Source organism: Mesorhizobium sp. P2_A12 (assembly GCF_056405075.1).
Map to the genome: position 1 here is coordinate 37,581 of NZ_JBFUCU010000025.1, position 19,232 is coordinate 56,812.

A 19,232-nucleotide genomic window follows, 5' to 3' on the forward strand; every position below is an offset into this window, starting at 1 on the left:
AACTTGGGGATTTAATAATGCGTTCGAAGCCGCTTTCAATAGGATTCGATTGTACATTTTCGACCAAAGCCCGAGGGCGTGCTAGCGGCCCAGCAGCCAAGGGCGGGGGGCTGGGTTTGACCACTGGGCCTAACCGGCAAACGAGAGGGTGCCGGCTGGCGAACTGTACGCCGTTCTCGCTTAGTCGACTATGTCGCGCAGCGGCTTCCTGCGGGTCGGCGGCCGGTACTTCCTGACCAGTTCCACCGTACTGGCTTCGACCGTGACGCGGCCAAGCACCTGCACGGTGACACGGCCAAGATCCTCGTCGACATAGATCACTTCACCCTCGAATCTCATCCTGTCACCCGGCTCCGCCTTTGGATCGATGATCGAATAGGGATTGTTGGCCGTGAGGATGTGCAGGGTGACCACGCGCTGGTGAGGCTGCTAAAGGCCGATTTGTCCCGTAATGGGTCAATCCCGTCTGGCACCGCAATTGCACCGGCAGACGTACTGTCGGACAAACCAACACCCGGCAAGTCCCCAATTTCATCAACCTCCCTGGGGGCGACCCGCCGCTGCCGTGAATGGAGCGGCGGGCTCTGTTTTGGAAATCCTTCACCGTGAAAGATTTGTTCGCCGCGCTCTCCCCGCAAAAGCGCGGGCTTTAGCTGGCCAGGGGAGAGCGCGTGGTGAAGCGGCTTTAGATGTCCCGCAACGGATCAATTAAACTTGGCACCGTAATTGCTTCGTAGATCAAACAGCTAGACGTCTCTCTAGATGATGAAAACGCTCCTAAGATTGTCTGCAATTCATGCAGGGTGCCCCTTGGCAGCGTCAGTGAGCCGCAAGGGTCCGACCCCTTATCTTGCCCCAATTGCCAGGTTTCCGACACATACGACAACGTCATGCTTGAACTTGGCCAGCGGACTGCGGACGCACTTTCGCGCGCGCTCTACCGACCTGTTCCCTCGAGGGTCTATCGTTTCGCCCTTCTCGATCAGAGCGTGATCTCCAAGCCGATACGCTCAACCCTACCGGACAGGCGGAAGAGGCGTCGCGTACGCAAGCCTCGCCCCGCGCAAGGGCGTGCTTGACGATTTGAGAGCGTCAACCTGATCGCCGGATAACCTGCCGTACTCCACCGGAGCCGCCGCGACGCGTTCAATCAATGCCCGGTGTTGGATAACGGCCAAACGCGCCTTCGCTCTTAGGCGAGCCTCATGGCCGTCGAAGACATCGTCGCCAACATTGGAGCTTTGCTGAGCGAAGGACTGGCGAAGCTCAAGGCTGGGATTGCGGCACTTGAAGCAATCCGGGCGAACGGCGGACAGCCCGACCGCAACTGAGCCTGCGCAAACTTGCGCATCCCAGGCCGCTGGCTCACGGTGGCGGGCTTTTTTTCGTTCGGGTTTCGCCAATTCAGCGTGTGGCTGGCGAGAGTGCAGACGCCGAGCGTACGCTTGCGCTGGAGAAAACCACGAAGGCGAAAAGCAGCACGGCTGCAGCCACGATCAGCGAGCCGACGGCAACGACCGGTTCGATTGCCGTATAGCCTCCATGCAGCATCAGATACAAAGCGGGAAGCATGATCATAAGCCCGACGTTATATAAGCCGTAGTGGATCATCGCGATTTTCCGCTCGGCCTTTGCCGGGTTAAGGGCGTAGTAACCGCCGAAGATTGCACTTGTAACCCATCCGAGAAGATTGATGTGCGCATGCGCCGGAAAGGCACTGTGGTCGCCCGAAATCGCCATCTGCAAGCCGGCGCCAATCCCCAGGATGAGCCACACGACTGCCGTCTTAAAGAAGAGATCCGAAACCTTAGGCATGACACTTCCTCCCCGTAATGCCGATTTCAACGGGGGGATATTAAGGTTCCCTAAAAAAGCAATGCAATCAAAATCAAAGAGCATCCACAGGCCCCCATCGCGCCTTACAGTGGAGCGCCGTTAACTGGGGCTACCAGGAACAAGTGAGCGGCGGCCCTGTTTCAGAGGACAGGAGGAAGAGCAATGCCAAACAAAACCAAAGAACCGCCGCTGAAGCCAGATCCGAGGAAGACGCCTGTCCGTCCCGACAAGGATGCATCGCCAGAGCCGGAACATGTCGATCCGCCACCGCGAGACGTGAGAGAGGCACCGGCGCCCAATCCAAATGGCAACAAGAAACCCTAACGTCCGGCTCCCAGCGCTACGTGCCCGCTGCCTGACGGTGGCGGGCTTTTTCATTCAGGCGGGTTTGGAAAATCCGGCCTGCCTTCTGGCCAGGCCCGACGCGAGTCCAATGGCGCTGCCTCACGGTGTCGGATTTCAGCGTTGGCGAGCCCTGCCGTTAGTTAGCCCCCTTGAGGAGCCGCCCACCGATGAGGACATATTGCTTCTAACGGAAACAAGACCGGAGCTTTCGCATTGTGGCAACGCAATTCCGCAGCCTGTTGCGCATTTGCTACATGGAAAGTGGACCAATCGGATTACATTAGCCTAGGCGAATGAGTCCACTGGGCTGGGGTGTTCACATGAAAAGCTTGCTCCTTGCGTCGTTTGCGGTGTTCGCGTTTGGCGGATCAGCCGCTTGGGCAGCCGACCCTCTGATCCCCATGGCCGACGCGCCAGTGGCGTCCTGGACGGGCTGCTACGTCGGCGGCAATGTCGGTGGCGGCTTGGTCCCATGTCGACCAGACGCAGGTGGGCAAGGTCGACGGCACGGTCTTGCCGGACACCGACTTTGGATCCGGCAGCGGCAGCGGTTTTATCGGTGGAGCCCAACTCGGCTGTGACTACCAGATGGACCGCTGGGTGTTCGGCGTCCAGGGCATGTTTGATTTCGGCGACATCAAGGGCAGCCACGCCATTACAGCATTCCCGACCTTCGATGTGGAAGACAAGGTCAAGGACCTTTTCACGTTCACCGGCAGGGCAGGTTATCTCTTTGATCCGGCCGTGCTGGGTTACGTCAAGGCCGGCGGCGCCTGGGCTCGCGTGGATAGTGCCGTCCACGGCACGGTGCCATCTCCCTTTCTGTCGGAAACCGCTGACTATGACCGGCTGGGCTGGACTGTCGGTGTCGGCGCCGAGTGGAAATTCGCTAGGAACTGGTCGGCCTTTGGCGAATATAACTACATTGGTTTCGGCAAGCACGACGTGAATTACTCGGCGGCGCCGGGGACCGTTGGGCAGGCAGACGTCGTTTCTACGAAACTTACCGTACAGCAGGTGGTTGTCGGCGTGAATTACAGGTTCTGATAACCCGGCGCCATGTCGTCAAAATTGCGTCCTTCGCGGATGCTCCAAGCCCGTTGCCGATGGTCTCGGGCTTTCTTATCTTGTGGCAGAAAAGTCACGCAGCTTGAATATGCAGAGCTTCAACCGGCGCGAGCTTATTGTCCAGCTAAGCGAGGCGTACCGTCTTTTTGCGGGCAAAGTGGGGCTGCCCGACCTCCTCCCGAACTAGCGCCCGCTGCTTTCCCTGGCAGCGGGCTTTTTCATTGCCGATCGTGGGTTTCTTTGAAGCCGCAGATCTTGCAACGATAAGCATGGTCTGGCTCCTCCACGGAAAGGAGCCAAGTGATAGCGCCGCGTTCAAGCCAGCAGATTGGGCAGGAGTAATCGCTTCCATACTTCGGCTTGTAACTTTTTTAGGCGCTCGGCCGCCATATCTGACCCCTTGAGATGCTCGGACAACTCAGCCAGACTTTTGTAGGCTTCCGCGATTTAGTGTTTCTCCGTCCTCAGCTTGGGCGTGTGCTTTTTCCTTCGCGCGAATAACGAGTTTCGCGGCAAACCCTTGCATTGCAACCCCTCCCGACGTTGCGCCCATGTCGCGTGGATCTTGCCGATACGCAGAAACAATTGGCGCCGCAATTGGCACTGGACAGCCAGCGCGCTGCCCGACGGTGGCGGGGTTTTTCCACTGATAGGAACCTTACGCAGCCGCTGCCGTTGGGCATTCACAATCAAGGAGTCTGAAGATGGCCGATGATCAAAATGAAGCCGAACAGCCTGGTATGACAGCGCTGCCGATCGGGCGGGCCGTACGGTCCAGGCGCTTCGGACCGGGGCTAATCGGTTTCCGGTACCGTCCAAGACAATCCGGGTACGGTGTCGACCGCCCTTGAAACACAAACTGCCAGGCTGAAGGCAGAAGGCTGCAGCATCATCCGCTCAAAGAAGGTCTCTGGGCCAGCCAGACCTGCTGACCGTTTTGAAAAGCAAGTCGGCAACACCGGGGTTTTCCGCCTCGATAGAGGTCGTATCAACCGAATTGACTGTTGACCGCCCGACAAGGGCTGCAGATCATGCAAAGGCGTCAGAAGTCGGAAACGCTGACCTCTAGCCCCTAACTTGCGACGGACGCCTCCACGGCGGCCAACGGGGCTTCCAAGCTCCAGGTGACCCCATCCGGGCCGTGGTCAAGATTTCCCTGCCCTCCAACCGCCGCTGGCGCCACCCGCTTCAATACGACGGTTCCAAAGCCGCCCTGTCCGATATCCTGGACTTCCGGCCCATCGGTTTCGGCCCAGGTAAGGTGAAAGAGCCTCGAAGCACCGGAACCGTTGATGCCCCACGTGACCGAAATCCGGCCCTCGTCTCCCGAGAGCACTCCGTATTTGGCCGAGTTGGTCGCCAGTTCATGGAAGGCGATCCCGAGATACTGCACCGCATTGGGACTAAGGACCAAGGATGGGCCTGACATCTCGATAACATCACCCCGTGGGAAAGGCTGGGCCTGGGCCGCCAAGAGTTCATTGATGGTGGCGCCCTTCCAGTCGGCCGACACCAGCAGGTCGTGGGATCGCGACAGCGCCATGATGCGCTCGCGGACCTGGGATTCAAATTGCTTGGGCGTCTCCGATCGCTTGTTGGTCTCCCGGATCATCGACAGAATGACCGAGTACTGGTTTTTCACCCGGTGGTTGACCTCGCGCATCAGCATGCGGATGCGGTGCTCGTTTTCCCTCGCCAACGTGATGTCCCGCGCAATCTTCGATGCGCCGACGATCTGCCCAGTTGCGTTACGCACGGGCGATATCGTCAGCGAAACCGGAACCAGGCTGCCATCCTTGCGCTGGCGGGTCGTTTCGAACGGTTCGACGCGTTCGCCACGGCGAATGCGTTCGAGAATTCGGGGTTCTTCGTCCTGGTGGTTATCCGGGATCAGGATGGTCACCGACTGACCGATCGCTTCGTCGGCGGTATAGCCGAACAGGCGCTCGGCGCCATGGTTCCAGCTCTTGATGATGGTGTTGAGATCCTTGCTGACGATTGCATCGAACGAGGATTCCACGATCGCCGACAAATGCTGCCTGGCTTCTTCAGCACGCTGGCGGTCCGTCAGGTCGAGCAGCATATTGACTGCACCGATGAGGTTGCCGTGCTCATCCTGCAACGGCGTGGGGTAGGGTAGGAACGGAAAGAAGGATCCGTCCGGACGTTGCGCCACGGCCTCCTCATTGCGGACCGGCCGGTTTTCCTTGAGCGCAATCGCCATCGGGCACTCGTCATGCGGCAGTTCCTTGCCGTCGGCCGTGAACAGCTTGAACGTCACACACCATTTGTCCTTGCCGATGGCGGGCTCCCGTCCTGCCAGATCGGCAGCAGCGCGATTGTAATAGGTAATGGTGCCGTCCTGGTCAGTCGTATAGATGGCGACCGGAAGGCCGTCGAGGATTTGGTGATAAGTATTGTCCTGCTGCCTGAGGTCCGTACGGGTCCGCTCAAGGTCGGTCACATCGACCATAAAGCATCTCGTGTTGATCAGCTTGCCGTCGCGGAAATGCCCGCTCGAAGTGATTTCGACATGCTTGATGGATCCGTCGCGGGCTCTCAAGCGCGCCGGATATCTCGGGATGCGCTCTCCCCTGGTGAGGCGTGCCAGAATGTCCTCTATGACGTCCCGGTCGGGATAGAAGTCTGCGATATGGCGGCCGACATAGTCTTGGGCAGGATAACCGAGAAGGTCGAGCTCCGCCTTGTTGGCTTGCAGAATGATGCCATCAGCGCTCACCAGGTGAAGCGCGACGGCGCCATTCTCGAAAAAATCCTGATAATCAAAATTCAGGCTGTCATTGGCGGGCATTTCTGGGTTCTTGAAGGCGACAACATTTGCCTGCCGCAGCTCGTCCATCCCGGTCCCCCAATCTAGCTTAAGCGTCCACAACGCAGCTCGTGCCATTTCGTTCCAAGATCGTTTTTAGTGCGTTGCACGGGACCGGCATGCCATCCAGTGACCGGATAGCTGAGCCCGCTTAAGGGTGGTCTTTGCGAAGCCTAACTCAGGCGTTGGCGGAGCAACTGCCGCGCTTCACGGAGGAGTCGGTGCCGATCAGGCGAATGAGCTCGCGCGCCTGATCCTCTGTGATGCCGGGCGCGCGGGCGCAGTCTCCCTGGCAATGGACTGCGCCAGTGTTTCAATCCCGGCCTCACGCGACCAGCGCTTCCAAAAGCGGGTGGCCGGGCGCCACGAGTTCGGCCTTCGGGTGACCGACGATCAGAGACTTCTCGAAGGTGATGCGGGCGTATCGATCAAGCACCGGATCAGACCGCCGGATACGCCCCGCCGAGCATCGTGAAAGCCTCGCGGAAGAATGCGCCGATGAAATGCGGTTGTGCCGCCGGGTTTCCTTCACCTCGCCGCCGAAATAGGAAGCGGCCATGCGGTGCGCCTCGTCACAGATGATCAGATCCCAATCGCCGGCCGCCTCCAGCTTCGCCTTCAACTCGTCGGAAGCGCGCCGCCATGTCCAGGCGCATAATCAGCCGGTTCTTCTCGACGAAGGGATTGCCGGTGACCGATGCTTCGATCTGATCGCGGGTAAGAAGATCGAAGTGCAGGCCGAACTTCTCGGCCATTTCCTCTTGCCATTGTTCGACGAGGCCGCCGGGCGCGACAATCAGACAGCGCTCCAGATCGCCGCGGATCAGAAGCTCCTTGATCAGCAACCCGGTCATGATCGTCTTGCCGGCGCCGGATCGTCGGCGAGCAGGAAACGGAGCGGCTGGCGCGGGAGCATCTCGCCATAGACGGCCGTGATCTGGTGCGGGAAGCACCTCGATCTGCGAAGCGCTCACGGCCAGGTACGGATCGAACAGATGGGCAAGCCGGATGCGGTAGGCTTCGGAAGCCAGGCGTAAGAGGCCGCCGGCCGCGCCGAAGGCGTAGCGCCAACCTGGTTGTGGTGCCGGTGTAGCTGCTGTTGCAGCCGCTCGCGGTGGCGATGGTTAGCCTTACGTTCTTGGTGGATGAGCCCGCGCGGCACCGACTTTTTGTACAAATGGATAGGCGCCAACGTTCCAGAAACGGCGGGGGCAGATATCATTTCAGTTGCCGAGCTCACGCAGAAGCTGTTCGCCGACGCCAAGTCGATAGGCATCTCAGCACGGAGATCGAGGAAGACACCGGCAGCGTCTATGAGACAATCCTTGACGTGTGAGCGTGTTCGAGACACCGCACTGGCGGACCGTGCTGACCACCAAGGACTCATCATTGCATGCGGGGTGAAAGTGCGATGATAATCGGATGGTCACTGAGCGTAATTTCGACCGAACGCACGTTGCTCAGTGTTCCGACAGGCTCAACGCCAATTGTTGGATCGTAGGTTCTTACCAACGCGCGCGTCTCGCCAAAATGGACCGTCACACGATCTTGACCGCTCAACCGTTCGCCCCACACAATAAGTTGGAACGTGCCGTCGCTGTGCTGGAGAAGTAGATCGTGAACGGTCTCGGGTTGGCCTGCGATCGTGAAGTCGAGTTGGCCGGGTTTGGCGAGGGTACCTTTGTCCGCCAAAATCGTCGTAAGGTTGTGAAGGTAGATCGCGGCCAAGCGGCGTGAATAATCAGCCTTATAGAAGCCGAAAGATTGGTTGCCGTCTTCGTCGGTACGGTCCCGCAACAGATAGACCGATGTATAGGCGTAGCCGCGCTTATACTGCGCGAGGTACAAGCTCATCAAATTCAAGCCGTGCATTTGCTCCGTGACCGGACCTCCGATCGTGGTCCCGGTCTCGGTCGTGACACGCGGCAGCGTATTGAGTTGCTCCTGGGTGTAACCCCGAAACCCTCTCGCCCACGTGACGCCGAAGTTGCCGAAAAGCCCGTCCACTTTGGATGCGGCGGTTGGATCAGCAGCGTGCCACGTCTTGTTGTCCGCTGGATACGGCGAATGTGAGTGATAGATGTAGTTGTGCACATTGGCGTAGTCGGCATACGTTGTGCCGTCCGGCATCTTGGTTCGGGCGCCGGGTGGGATCGTAAGGAACTGAAGGCCAACGTTGTCTCGCTGTGCGCCGGGTTCGGAGATCGACCAGACAGGATACGTCGCAAGCACCGGATCACTTTTGACAGCCTGGTAAAGATCGCGCTGAAGCTTTGCGACCGCCATCCATGAAGGCTCCCCACCGCCGCCTTTCTCGCCCAGATAGGTGACACCCCAGTTGTTCGGCTCGTTGTCGCCCTCGAACGCGAGTAGCGCGCCAGCTTCAGCAAGCACCTTACCTGTTTCGACCAACCTCTTCACATCAGTCCCACCACTGACCAATCCCCAACTCAGGCGCACGCCGGTTTCGCGATGTAGATCCAGAAAGGTTTGGATGGTTGTGGGACCCTTGTCGCTCAGACCTTCTATTCCCGCCCTTACCCATCGAAAGCCGCAATAGCGGACCATCTCGATGGTTCTAGCCAACGGCTGGCTGCGATCGGGGAATGTGGTAACGACGCCGATACTATTGAGAAAGTCGTTCGTCGCAACCGCGGTTTTGGGCGCAGCAAATGAATGGCGAGGTGATATGGACACAACAGCCAACGCCCCCCATGCGCCGACGAGGAAGCGAAGCATTTTGGAAGGGATGATCGTCATCGCCTGGAACTCCACCCTTCTCGCCATGGCGCATCGCATTCCCTCGGCAACACCTGGCGGGTCTTCCGTAGGCGTACCCCGGCGCCGCCGCCATTCTCGGCGATGAACTCGACGACGGCGAGGGGCACGCCCAAGGCCGGGAGATGCTTCGCAAGCTCCGCCATCCCGAACCGTTGTTGACCATCGTTGGACCGTTCCCCGGTTTCAGGTTTGACGCTAAATCCGGCAACTGGCGGAATTGGCCCACTGCCACGAGATGGCGGGCTTTTCATTTGTCGCGCTGTGCCGCGATCCGTTTTAATGATGGCCATTGGGTGGGCACGGGCGGGTTTCATGAGCGCGAACGAGATGAGGGTTTTTCTCCGGCACGACGGGAGCATTCGGAATGATCCAGGTCCGCCGCTGAACAAGCTGTACGAGAGTATTACGATCAAAACATCATCAGAGGAATATGTGTTCAACGGACGAAGCGACACGGCCCGAGGGGCGCTTGACTATTCGGTTGGCTCACGCCAAACACGGAACAGCGACTCCCAAGGATAAGGCTTGCCATGCTGCGATCAAAGCGGACAAAGGCGCCGTTGCCCACATTGTCTTCAAGAACGGCTAGCGAACGGACTGCAGCCTCACGGATGGCGGGTTTTTCTCTAATACGGGCAACGCCATGCTTTTAAGCAGGGCGGTGAAAACGAGTGTCGCTGCAGGCTTTTGCCTATCCTCCGAGTGCTCCACCAACTACTTGCAGACATCGTCCCGACCTGCTGCCCCCGACCTCCATCGGGAATGGGGTGTCAGCCTTAGCTACCCAAGCGCCCACCTACAGCCACCTGCCGGGATATAAGGTCGATATTTCGCGCGGCCATCGGATCGGCCGCGTTTCATCGGAATGGTTCTCACGCCCCGACGATCAACGCTATCTTTCGCTGGGCAAGCTTCTCGCGGCCGTTCGCGCGCATAGTCGAGCTGCCGCGGCCCGGGCGATGAAGACTGGGTGGAGGGAAAGCTGGCGTGGCCTTCGTCGCCTTCGACATCATGTATCTCGACGGCCATGACCTCCGGGCGCTGCCAGCGATCGAGCGCGAACGCAACCATGGGTGTTTCGCACTTTCAGGCAGGGAACCTATTGCAAAAAGTGGAGTTCTGACCCTGCTCGGCCGTCACTCGCCGAGCACCCACACAACTTCCCGCCATCGTTTCCCGGTGGCGGGCTCTTACGACCAACGTATGCGGAGTTATTTGCGTCGATGGTCGGTTGCTCGTTCAGCAACGTGGAAAGAGCCGTGATGATCTGGACCAAGACCAACCGCTTCGTGATCATCACGCTATTAGGCACGCCCTCAGCGCCCCAATGAATGCCGCTATCGCCGCTGATGTAGATCACGGGGAATGGAGTTGGCTTGCCGCAGATGCCTAGCCACCTCCCAACCGGACTGGCCTGCCCCTAGGCGGATATCTGTAATGAGGCCCTTAAATTTGTCAGGAGATGCATCGAAAGCCGTTATAGCTTCGGCGGAATCTCGGGCCGACGCCACTTCAAAGCCAGCTTCCTCCAATGCCGATTCGAGATCGAGCAGGATTAGGGGCTCATCCTCAACGACAAGAACCGCCCCGACGTACATTTGTTAATGTCCCCAGTGTGCGCACCCACTACGCGCAACACCGGTATTTGTTCCATATAAACAACTGCCGAAAGCATGCACTTTTCGGAAGAAAGTTACTGAGCCAGCTAACGTCCCTCTGCTGGCGTCTTCCGAGCAGCCCGCGTCACCTTTTACCCAAGGCTGCAGGCTTTTTTTGTGCGCAAGAAAGGGATCCTGCTTCGTCCCCTCAACCAGTGGGCCTGTCACGGCGTCCTCCGTGGCGGCTTTTATTAGTCAGGCTGAGACCAGCCTTGGGCCCAGCAGTTTATGCCCCGGCTCTTCATGCCAGATGACTTGCCGCAAATCACGCATGTCGACCTTCTGGCCGCAGATGGGACAATTATAGAAATGGTCCCGTTCATCCGTCAGCGGCGCGCCATGCAGCTTGCCGGGTGGTCCAAGGTCTGAAGGCTTTTTCATCTTGTTCGAACAGGCCTCGACAGTGTGGCGTTACGAAGCGTTTTCAGGCCGGGCAGAATCGACGGGCAAATCCAGCGTCAGTCGCCGCTCAGTTATGGAAGCTGCAGGCTCAACCGCCGGTCCGGATCGTGGCGTCTTGATTTCTTCGGCAATAACCAGAAGCGCTTCAACGGTCATTGCAATGCCCGACATTAGCGCGGAAATATCGGCCTTGCCGCCCGGCAATGCGAGCTCTGCCGCCCTGGCCTGCATGCTGGTGCTAAGTTCCTTCAATTTGAGGCGCATATCGTCGTCCATGACATACCTCCATCGGCTGGAGGCCTAACGCCGCGGTTGGCGACCCGTTCCTTCTATGCAAACGGCCCAGCCTGACGGCGCCCTAGCTAGGGCTGAAGCAGCGCAGCACCGTATTGCGTCCACAACTGCTCGCAGTCTTTTGCCCTCAGGCTTGGCGTTCCCGGTTCGCCATAGAAGACCATCGCCGAACGAACATCGTAACCCAGCACGGTGGCATTAGCCACGAACTGGATGGCCATTCCCAAACTGACATCGTTGATTCTAGCAGTAGCGCCGAAATTTTTGGCGTGGTCGACGCGACCAATAATGCCGAAACCAACCGGTCCTGGTGAAGGCGCGCGCCCCAGCCCAATCGAGGATCAGCTGGGCGCGGAAGCCGTCATAATTGATCTCGTGCAGCCAGTCGTCGCAAGGGCCTCGAGCACCAGTCGTGGTTCCTGGGGCTTGATGAACTTCAACCGCTCACGGTCGCTCCGCATACTCACACGCTCCCCACTCGGCATTAAATAAGCTTTAGCTAAAATGGTTCTGGAACCTTTACCGAGGTCGGTGGTTCCAGCAACCATGACAAAGCTGAGCGAACTGGGCCCGCCCATTCCCGGCCAAGCGAACCGCAGGACGAGCGGGAGAATTTTTACCCCTGCCCAACCTGCGGCTTCGTTCTGCCGGCCGAGTATGGCGGGGCAGCTGCTGATAGGCTTATCGCGGGAGGAGGCCGATGGTTTTGCGGCAAGGGCGAACAATGAAATCCTGCAGTGGAGGCCTGGTTCAAGGTCCAGGGTGTCATTGAGGGTTGTTTGAACCGATGGGAAAGCAATGCTGGCGACTGTAGGGGCGGTATGGGCAGCCAGGAACATCGACTGGTCGAAACGCTATTGGCCAGTGATCGGCGCAGCGGAAAAACTGCCGGCGAAGTCGTTCATCATCGACGGCGAGATGATCGCGCCCGATCTCGACGGCCGGCCCAACTTCCACCAGATGCATTCGCGCATGGCCTGGAACGCCGAACTACTCGCCTTCGTCGCCTTCGATGCACAAGAATGGGGAGGATCTGCGGGGCTTGCCGGCGATCGAGCGCAAGGCGATCCTGTGGGATCTGGTGAAGCCAGCCGACGGCATCATCCAGTACAGCCAGCACGTCGAGGGCGACGGCGCCGCGTTCTTGGCCGAGCAGGTGCCGACGTTCCCCGGCAGGGCTTCGGTCCCACGGGACATCGGACCAAAGCCTGATCGAAAACCGCATTGGTCTTACCCGTGACGTTGCCTGGGAACAGCTTACTTTCGCGGATGTTGTTTCTCGGAAAGTTCGGAGAAATCAGATGGATAGAAGTGTCAGTCAAGCGCACTGGTTGCTTGCACCGCTCTTTGCGACGGCCGTCACGTTTCTCGTGATCGGAATAGTTGTTGGCTGACATTTTGCGTTCGGCGCAGGCAAGTCCCATCCTGCGCTGATAGGGTTCGCTCGCCTGCCGAGAGGCGGGCGAACCCTCTATCTTCAACGATGCCCATGAGGCGATAATGTTGAGCGACAAAGAGACCCGGCTTCTAGAGACAAGCTTGCTCCTGGTAGTGCCTGTCTGCGTGGCGGTCACGGCGCTGTTCGCTTTCGCCTTGGCCTTTTGACGGACAATGGTTGGAATGAACCGCTTCCTTTTCGTCGCGGCCGACTTTCTTTCCCGACCCCCTGGATTCTATGCGATGCTCATGGCCATGGTGCTTTGCACAGCGCTGGTACCTTTTGGCCTGACAAATACGGTTACGTATGCCCTGTCAGTCGCGGCCATCGTGATCACCGGTGTTGTCCTGATATAGGGCTATCGCGACACCGCCGCCATCCACGCCAAACTCGATGAGATCATCGTTGCTCTTGATGAAACCCGAAACGACGTTGTCGGGCTGGAGCATTCTGACCCAGAGGAGATCAAGGAAAAGCTTGTGAAGCTCGAAGAAGAAGCAGGGAAAGCATTGGCCACGTTCCAATCATTATCAGATAATCGAGATCGTCCGGAAGCAATAGGAGGAGATCATGAATAATATCATTTGGCTCATTGGAGCGGTAGTCGTCGTATTACTGATACTAAGCTTTTTTTGGCCTTCGGTAAGCCTACGACGAGTCATCAACGGCATGCGGATACCGTTCTAGATGATCGGAGACACTCCTAGGATCGGCTGCAGTCGATGCAAGGTGCCCTTGGGCGGCGTCAGCGAGCCGCGAGGGTCCGATCTCTTATCTTGCCCCAGTTGCGGGGTTTCCGACACATACGAGAACGTCATGCTTCAGCTTGGCCAGCGCGCTGCGGACGCACTATCTCGGGCGCTCTGTCGACCTGTCCCCTCACGAGACTTTCGTTTCACCCTCCTTTTTCGGGCGGCGAACTCGAAGCCGACGAGTTCAACGCCACTGCAAGGGCCAGACCTGGCGATGGGTGATGAGACTGATGGCGGGGAGGGCTTGCAACGGAAGAGGCATCGACCCTCGCAAGGGCTCGCGTGACGCGTGGCTAATGACTAAAAGATTCCACAGGCCGTCTTGATGATCAAGGAAAATGTTCCTTATTCGTTCTCATGGATGGTCATTTACCTCCCTGTGACCTGCTAAGTTGAATCAGCTCCCGTGATGCGGCTCTTTCGTTTGATCTCCCTGCGAGGGCCAGGGCTCGACGAGCCCCGGCCTTCCTTCGCGAACCTCATTTGCTGCCGTTGATTGCAATGCGCTTGGCGTTTGCCTGCGCCTTTTTGGTCTTCGGCAGTGTCACGGTGAGCACACCGTTCCTGAACGTGGCCGCCACCTTGGCGTCTTCAACCTCGCGGCCGAGACTGAAGCGCCGCTCAAAGCGCCCATAATAGCGTTCGCTGAACTGGCGGTCCTTGTCCTCGGTTTCTGCTTTCTTCTCGCCGCGAAGCGTCAGAACACCATCATCCAGCATGACCTCGACGTCGTTTTCATCGAGGCCCGGGATTTCGGCCGTCACCCGGATTTCCTTATCGGTTTCCGAGAACTCCACGCTTGGCCAGGTGCCGTTGAGAGGGGCCATGCGGCCCAGCACCGAAGGCGTGTCAAAACCGCGGAACACCTCGTCGAATAGCCGGTTGACGTTGCGGTGCAACGACAGGAACGGATCCATGTCGTCACTGCGATAAATGCTCGGTGCCTGGCTGCCGTCACGGCTCCAGGGAATCAGGTCACGTACGCTCATTTGTCCTTCTCCTTTCCGTTTTGTGGGTCGCCCCGGCCCCCCACGGCAGGGACGGGGTGTCTGCTGCAGGCCGACACAAAGATTAGGCCGCCGCGCTTTCAATGCGCTTGGAGGCCGCCTTCTTGTCGGTCTCGACATTAATCGCGATGCGGCGCGGCTTCATCTCCTCGGGAATTTCCTTCTTGAGGTCGATGATCAGCAGACCGTTTTCGAGCTTTGCCCCGACAATGGTCACATGATTGGCGAGTTCGAAGCGGCGCGCGAACGACCTCAGCGCCAGGCCATGATGGAGGTACTGAATCCCGTCGTTCTCTGTCTTGGCGCCCTCGATCACGAGCATATTTGGCTCATGCGTGATCGCAAGCTCGTCTTCACCGAAACCGGCGACCGCGAGGACAATGCGGTAGGTGTCTTCGCCGAGCTTGGCGATATCGTATGGCGGCCAGCTATCCGCGTTCTGCTGGGGGCTGGCATTTTCGAGCAGGTTGAAGATGCGGTCAAAGCCGATGCTCGACCGATAGAAGGGGGAAAAGTCCAGGTTCGTTCTCATAACTACATCCTCCTTGGAGCAACATAGATACGAGGGAACGCCAAGAAGCCCCGGCGCTCCCTGACAGATCGGCCCCTTGCGCGGCGACCGACGAGAATGAATTGGGAATTGACTTCCGCGGCGTCAAGAGGGTCCGCGCCAAGGCAGTTTCGCGACCGCCTTCAAATGGCTGGTGGCAAGCGTTCCATCGAATACCCATCTGCTTCGCTGGTATTTCGAACGGAGGAAAGGGATGCCCATGACACGCCAAGACGTTGTCTCGGTCCTCGGATCCATAGACGACGCGACGATTGCGGAGATCATCGCGTCCGGTGCCTCGCTCGAGGAATTGAGAGAGGCGTGGGCCTGGGCCTTTGGTGATGAGGCGCTGATGAGCCAGGGGCGACCGCTGCCGGGAACACGGGTGGCAGCGCTAATGGACCTGATCGAGCCCGACGACGAAGGCGACCTGGCAGATCCGGCCCAGGTGCATCCAGGCGAAGCGTGAAGATGCCGCCGGCGGCTTGCCATTCAGGCAGACGCGCTTAATCGCGCGATCCGCTTGGTAGTTTGTCTGTGCTGACGGCACTTATATGAACAGACAACGAAAAGGGACTCGGCTTTCCGCTCCCCATGCCCCGGTGACGAACCGCTTTGATGCTGCGGCGGTAGATTGCCGCCGCAGTACTAACCCTGACTATCTAAAGACGGTCTACTTTGCTGATCTTCGGCCCTATCATCCAGTGCGGCGCTGCGGGCAGATCCTCGATGACGGCGGTACCGAGTCATTCCGATCCTACCGTTGCCGGGGACAACCGGCGTCTATTTCTTCTACACATTTCGTCTGGATCCCCAATCCGTGCGGGTGTAGCGCGTGCTTCATCAACAGCTTCATCCATCGACTTTGGTTGACCACGGACCTTCAAGGCAGTGCCGATTGGGAATAAGCGCCTTGATCGAAGATCGCGAGATGGTTGCTATAAGTGGACTTTCACACGGCCAACCGGATTAGAACAGCAAGCAAGGATATAGCCGTCGGCCATCTCTTCGTCGGTGATGCCGCCATTGTGGACCATATGCACGTCGCCTTCGGTTTTGCGAACCTTGCAGGTCCCGCATACGCCCATACTGCAGCCCGATCGGATCACCAGACCGGCGGCCCGTGCCGCAGCCAGGATCGTATCCGTTTCGACGCATTTCGCGGAGACGCCTATAGGACAAATTCGATCTCGGCCTCGTTGTTCTCGGCGGGAACAAAGTCATCCGGGACCTTCTCGGCCTCAGGAAGCGGCGCGCGGAAGCTTTCCTGATGGTAATGCGCCATGTTGAAACCGAGACCGGCCAGCGCCTCGCGCACGGCTTGCATGAAGGGCTCGGGCCCGCAGCAGAACACCTCGCGATCAAGATAATCCTGCGCCATCAGTCCGAGCATCAGCTGGTTGAACGTGCTCTGTAGCCGGTCCACGGCCTGTATGGATCGGTTTGTTCAACCACCCATTTCAGGTCAATGCCGGTTACGCGCGACGCCATATGCTCCAGCCGTTCGCGGAAGATGATCTCAGAAGGGCGGCGCGCGCAGTGGACAAAGACGATGTCCGGATCAACCCCGGAATCATACAGATGTGTAGTCATGGACATCATCGGTGTGATGCCTGAGCCGGCTGAGATGAAAAGATACTTTTCGGCCGGCTGATGTGCCATCGAGAAGGTGCCGCCCGGACCGAGTGCCCGCAGGCGCATTCCCGGACGGAGGCTATCAAACATCCACAGCGTTCCGACAGAGTCGGCCTGCGCTTTTACAGTAATGGTTAGCGAGGTCGGCCGCGACGGAGAAGAGGATATCGTGTAGGTCCGGTAGATTGGACCGCCGGGAGTGGGCAACTCCAAAGTGAGGAACTGCCCTGGATCAAAATTGAACAGCGATCCGGACGGCGACCGGAAACAAAAGGTCAGGACGTTCGGCCCTCCGGAAGAAAGGAGGCACATTCGAGTTCTTCCGCGTCGGTCCAGAAAACCAGCCTGGGTTTTGCCACCACGTTCATTGGTTCACTCCGCGGCCAACCGCATCAAGGCCTGAGAGCGCTCAAGCCAGTTCGCATACCAATCGACGAATTGGGTCACACCGCTTTCCTGAGTCGGCGAATATGGTCCGGGAACATAGGCAGGAGAGAAGATCCCTTGCTGGTTGGTCTCGACGATCTCACGGTCTTCGTCATTGGTAGAAATCCAAACCTCGGTCAGGCGCTTGAGGTCTAGTCGACCCCTTCGAGGGCATCTTTGTTCACGAGCCAGGTGGCCTCGGTTTCCGTGGCGCTGATTGGCGTGACTCGGAAGGTTAAGGAGTGATCCGGCAGGAAGTGGCTCCAGGTCGTTGGATAATGGAACTTCAACAGCGTGCCTGCATCGGGCAAGAGCAACCCGGCCAAGATTCTTGTGACGGCAGCCTTGCCGTCGAGCGTGTAGCTCACGGCCTTTTGCTGCAGCGGCATCCGTGCCAGGCGAAACTGACCGCTGCCGCCAAGGCGGAACTGCGATGGCGCGCCCGAGCCTTCGCAACGGTCAAAATGCGCCTGAAGCGTCGCCGAGACCGCCCCGTCAGCCAGTACCGGCCCTTTGAAAATCGGACACCGCGCAGGGTGGCGGCCTCGCTTATCACCGCCGCGCTGAGCGTCATCCCTCGTTTGTAGTTCGCAACCAACCCCGCCGCCGCTCGTTGGTCCTACGCTGGTTGATCCCAGCACTGCATAAACTTGCCCGCTGCTGAAAGGTAGCGGGCCTTCTTGTTCCCTATCGGAACGGGCGTCTCATGCTGAAGTTGAGCCCTTAGCGGCGTCCTCTCTTGGGTTGCGCCGCTGGCCAAAGGGCAAACTTGGTCGGCCCGTCACTGCTTCCTCAGTGGCGGGCTTCCTTTCGAGCGCGTGCCGCACCGTCGCGGGGACCGGAATCACATGCCGAGCGTCTCAGTGCTTCCGGCGGGCCGAACAGTCTCGGCGAATGTTTCCGCTGCTGCCTGGACCTTGTGGGCCGCTTCGTCGACCTTATCGAAGCGCTTCAGCATTCGTTCTTGGATCATCGTCAACCGAGCGGCATGGTAAATCACGCTGCGCTTGTGCCCGTCAGAGTTGAGTGGTTCGAACAACATCATGGCGCCAAATCCTCAGTAATGCGGCACAGGGGGACCTTCCGAAAGCGCTCCCGTGCGTCGATCACTCGAGCCTGGTCAGCCCGGATCCTGGCGCACAGCGCAAGGCTGAGAGCAACGCCGCAGTCGTCGTCCAGTTGCTTGTTTGCTCGGTCCAGGGAGCGCCCGGCGCGCTTTACGCGCTGTCTGGCCTTCGCCAGTTCAAAGCTAATAATTTCGACCATTTCACCGATTCCATCGGTCCTCTGGTTTCTTCACGAAGACAACCGGCGGCGACAGCTTTGGTTCCGATGGCGAAGCGTCGGCCGGCATTGACTGGTTAAATTGGAATGAGGTCTGCAAGCCCCTCCTGCTATGTCAATTGAAGATCACAGCTTTCATGCCATAGCCAGCCGCTCGCAAATTGAGCGGCGAGGCTTTTTGTCCTTGGGCCCCGTAGCAAGATGCTCGACCTAGAGCAGGTTTCAGTTTGATTGAATCGGTAGGGATTCACGTCATATCGATTTTGTGATTCAAGATGCTGGCTGGGCGGAGGCCAGCATCGGATGCCAAGACCCTATTCAAACGATCTTCGTGGGGGAGTTGCGGCGTCGGTTGCGGCCGGTCGGACGTGCCGGGAAACGGCAGTTTTGTTCGGGGTCAGCGTAGCGAGTGTTGTGAAGTGGTCGCAACGCCATCGGTCGAGCGGAAGTGCCTCGGCACGGCGCATGGGACGCTAAGCCGGCCGAGATTTGGAGCCCCATCGCGCATGGCTCCTAGAGCGGGGACCCGACCTACCTCAGTATGATGCGGGAGCCGCGCTAATTATCTTGCTAGCCGCTGGCGTCGTGATGGCGCTGGCGTGGCGACAAGGTTTGGCGATCGATGGCGCAACAATATACGGTACTGGCGAGGTCAAGACAGGGCGATTTTTGACGCGCTTCGAGCAGACGCGGTCACTTGCAATCTGGAAGCTTCTTCAGGGCATCCTTCGCTTCCGCCTCGGTCTTATATGTGGCCTTCGTAAGGTCTATAACCATGGTTCCGTCCGGCTTCTTTGTGACCACCTCGCACTGCTTCGAAACAGCATCCTTAGCGACCCAATATTGGGAGGTGTCCGCAAATGCCGAAGCTGAAAACTGAATGAGCAGTGTTAAGGTGATTGCGATTTGGCGTACCATTTTTGTAC

18 protein-coding genes and 6 pseudogenes are annotated in these 19,232 nt (G+C 58.6%); 8 read left to right on the plus strand and 16 right to left on the minus strand.

Annotation, left to right across the window (positions count from 1 at the left end):
• Positions 1 to 180: 180 nt before the first annotated feature.
• Positions 181 to 414, minus strand: a complete 234-nt coding sequence (locus AC1DZU_RS31440; protein WP_477290791.1) for a hypothetical protein — start codon at positions 412 to 414, stop codon at positions 181 to 183.
• Positions 415 to 1,205: 791 nt separating this feature from the next.
• Here AC1DZU_RS31440 and AC1DZU_RS31445 point away from each other — a divergent pair.
• Positions 1,206 to 1,331 (plus strand): hypothetical protein, encoded by a 126-nt coding sequence (locus AC1DZU_RS31445; RefSeq protein WP_477290793.1) that lies wholly within the window; start codon positions 1,206 to 1,208, stop codon positions 1,329 to 1,331.
• 73 nt (positions 1,332 to 1,404) lie between these two features.
• Here AC1DZU_RS31445 and AC1DZU_RS31450 read toward each other — a convergent pair whose 3' ends face one another.
• Positions 1,405 to 1,815, minus strand: a complete 411-nt coding sequence (locus AC1DZU_RS31450; protein WP_457155560.1) for a hypothetical protein — start codon at positions 1,813 to 1,815, stop codon at positions 1,405 to 1,407.
• 813 nt (positions 1,816 to 2,628) lie between these two features.
• Here AC1DZU_RS31450 and AC1DZU_RS31455 point away from each other — a divergent pair.
• Positions 2,629 to 3,228, plus strand: a pseudogene (locus AC1DZU_RS31455) (outer membrane protein); the annotation flags it as partial.
• Positions 3,229 to 4,321: 1,093 nt separating this feature from the next.
• Here the strand turns inward: AC1DZU_RS31455 and AC1DZU_RS31460 are convergent.
• The 3 genes from AC1DZU_RS31460 to AC1DZU_RS31470 all read right to left on the minus strand — a co-directional run bounded on the left by AC1DZU_RS31460 (position 4,322) and on the right by AC1DZU_RS31470 (position 6,933).
• Positions 4,322 to 6,109 carry a PAS domain S-box protein gene (locus AC1DZU_RS31460; RefSeq protein ID WP_477290795.1) on the minus strand — a complete coding sequence of 596 codons (1,788 nt, stop codon included), beginning with the start codon at positions 6,107 to 6,109 and terminating at the stop codon, positions 4,322 to 4,324.
• Positions 6,110 to 6,404: 295 nt separating this feature from the next.
• A complete protein-coding gene (locus tag AC1DZU_RS31465) occupies positions 6,405 to 6,638 on the minus strand; it encodes a hypothetical protein (RefSeq protein WP_477290797.1) in 234 nt (77 codons plus the stop codon).
• A gap of 13 nt (positions 6,639 to 6,651) precedes the next feature.
• Positions 6,652 to 6,933: a DEAD/DEAH box helicase family protein gene (locus AC1DZU_RS31470; protein ID WP_457155642.1), complete on the minus strand. Its 282-nt coding sequence runs from the start codon at positions 6,931 to 6,933 to the stop codon at positions 6,652 to 6,654.
• 291 nt (positions 6,934 to 7,224) lie between these two features.
• Between AC1DZU_RS31470 and AC1DZU_RS31475 the strand changes: the two are divergent.
• Positions 7,225 to 7,415 (plus strand): annotated as a pseudogene (locus tag AC1DZU_RS31475) (DUF768 domain-containing protein).
• Positions 7,416 to 7,465: 50 nt separating this feature from the next.
• Here the strand turns inward: AC1DZU_RS31475 and AC1DZU_RS31480 are convergent.
• A complete protein-coding gene (locus AC1DZU_RS31480; protein ID WP_477290799.1) occupies positions 7,466 to 8,839 on the minus strand; it encodes a glycosyl hydrolase in 1,374 nt (457 codons plus the stop codon).
• Between the two features lie 788 nt (positions 8,840 to 9,627).
• On the opposite strand from AC1DZU_RS31480, the pseudogene AC1DZU_RS31485 reads away from it, so the two are divergent.
• Positions 9,628 to 9,828: pseudogene (locus AC1DZU_RS31485) on the plus strand (DUF932 domain-containing protein); the annotation flags it as partial.
• Between the two features lie 19 nt (positions 9,829 to 9,847).
• On the plus strand, positions 9,848 to 10,123 hold the full coding sequence (locus AC1DZU_RS31490) for a hypothetical protein (protein WP_477290821.1): 276 nt from the start codon (positions 9,848 to 9,850) through the stop codon (positions 10,121 to 10,123).
• Positions 10,124 to 10,197: 74 nt separating this feature from the next.
• Here AC1DZU_RS31490 and AC1DZU_RS31495 read toward each other — a convergent pair whose 3' ends face one another.
• The 3 genes from AC1DZU_RS31495 to AC1DZU_RS31505 all read right to left on the minus strand — a co-directional run bounded on the left by AC1DZU_RS31495 (position 10,198) and on the right by AC1DZU_RS31505 (position 11,435).
• On the minus strand, positions 10,198 to 10,458 hold the full coding sequence (locus tag AC1DZU_RS31495) for a response regulator (protein WP_477290801.1): 261 nt from the start codon (positions 10,456 to 10,458) through the stop codon (positions 10,198 to 10,200).
• Between the two features lie 471 nt (positions 10,459 to 10,929).
• Entirely contained in the window at positions 10,930 to 11,196 is a 267-nt protein-coding gene (locus tag AC1DZU_RS31500) for a hypothetical protein (protein ID WP_477290803.1), read from the minus strand.
• 86 nt (positions 11,197 to 11,282) lie between these two features.
• Positions 11,283 to 11,435: a hypothetical protein gene (locus AC1DZU_RS31505; RefSeq protein WP_477290805.1), complete on the minus strand. Its 153-nt coding sequence runs from the start codon at positions 11,433 to 11,435 to the stop codon at positions 11,283 to 11,285.
• Between the two features lie 821 nt (positions 11,436 to 12,256).
• Between AC1DZU_RS31505 and AC1DZU_RS31510 the strand changes: the two genes are divergently transcribed.
• Both AC1DZU_RS31510 and AC1DZU_RS31515 read left to right on the plus strand, forming a co-directional pair.
• Positions 12,257 to 12,454 carry a hypothetical protein gene (locus tag AC1DZU_RS31510; RefSeq protein ID WP_477290807.1) on the plus strand — a complete coding sequence of 66 codons (198 nt, stop codon included), beginning with the start codon at positions 12,257 to 12,259 and terminating at the stop codon, positions 12,452 to 12,454.
• A 380-nt stretch (positions 12,455 to 12,834) separates the two neighbouring features.
• A pseudogene (locus AC1DZU_RS31515) lies at positions 12,835 to 13,230 on the plus strand (low affinity iron permease family protein).
• A 653-nt stretch (positions 13,231 to 13,883) separates the two neighbouring features.
• Here AC1DZU_RS31515 and AC1DZU_RS31520 read toward each other — a convergent pair.
• Both AC1DZU_RS31520 and AC1DZU_RS31525 read right to left on the minus strand, forming a co-directional pair.
• Positions 13,884 to 14,393 (minus strand): Hsp20/alpha crystallin family protein, encoded by a 510-nt coding sequence (locus tag AC1DZU_RS31520; RefSeq protein ID WP_477290809.1) that lies wholly within the window; start codon positions 14,391 to 14,393, stop codon positions 13,884 to 13,886.
• Positions 14,394 to 14,475: 82 nt separating this feature from the next.
• Positions 14,476 to 14,943, minus strand: coding sequence for an Hsp20 family protein (locus tag AC1DZU_RS31525; protein ID WP_477290811.1), 468 nt, complete (start codon positions 14,941 to 14,943; stop codon positions 14,476 to 14,478).
• A gap of 232 nt (positions 14,944 to 15,175) precedes the next feature.
• Between AC1DZU_RS31525 and AC1DZU_RS31530 the strand changes: the two genes are divergently transcribed.
• Positions 15,176 to 15,430 carry a hypothetical protein gene (locus tag AC1DZU_RS31530; protein WP_477290813.1) on the plus strand — a complete coding sequence of 85 codons (255 nt, stop codon included), beginning with the start codon at positions 15,176 to 15,178 and terminating at the stop codon, positions 15,428 to 15,430.
• Between the two features lie 469 nt (positions 15,431 to 15,899).
• Here the strand turns inward: AC1DZU_RS31530 and AC1DZU_RS31535 are convergent.
• From AC1DZU_RS31535 to AC1DZU_RS31555, 5 genes and pseudogenes are all read right to left on the minus strand, one after another.
• Positions 15,900 to 16,964 (minus strand): annotated as a pseudogene (locus tag AC1DZU_RS31535) (FAD-binding oxidoreductase).
• Positions 16,965 to 16,968: 4 nt separating this feature from the next.
• A pseudogene (locus AC1DZU_RS31540) lies at positions 16,969 to 17,561 on the minus strand (SRPBCC family protein); the annotation flags it as partial.
• A 305-nt stretch (positions 17,562 to 17,866) separates the two neighbouring features.
• Positions 17,867 to 18,067 carry a hypothetical protein gene (locus AC1DZU_RS31545; RefSeq protein WP_457155404.1) on the minus strand — a complete coding sequence of 67 codons (201 nt, stop codon included), beginning with the start codon at positions 18,065 to 18,067 and terminating at the stop codon, positions 17,867 to 17,869.
• Positions 18,064 to 18,288, minus strand: coding sequence for a hypothetical protein (locus AC1DZU_RS31550; protein ID WP_477290815.1), 225 nt, complete (start codon positions 18,286 to 18,288; stop codon positions 18,064 to 18,066). The genes AC1DZU_RS31545 and AC1DZU_RS31550 overlap by 4 nt, the downstream gene beginning before the upstream one ends.
• Positions 18,289 to 18,999: 711 nt before the next feature.
• Positions 19,000 to 19,232: hypothetical protein (locus AC1DZU_RS31555; protein ID WP_477290817.1), on the minus strand; the 233-nt coding region annotated here is incomplete at its 5' end.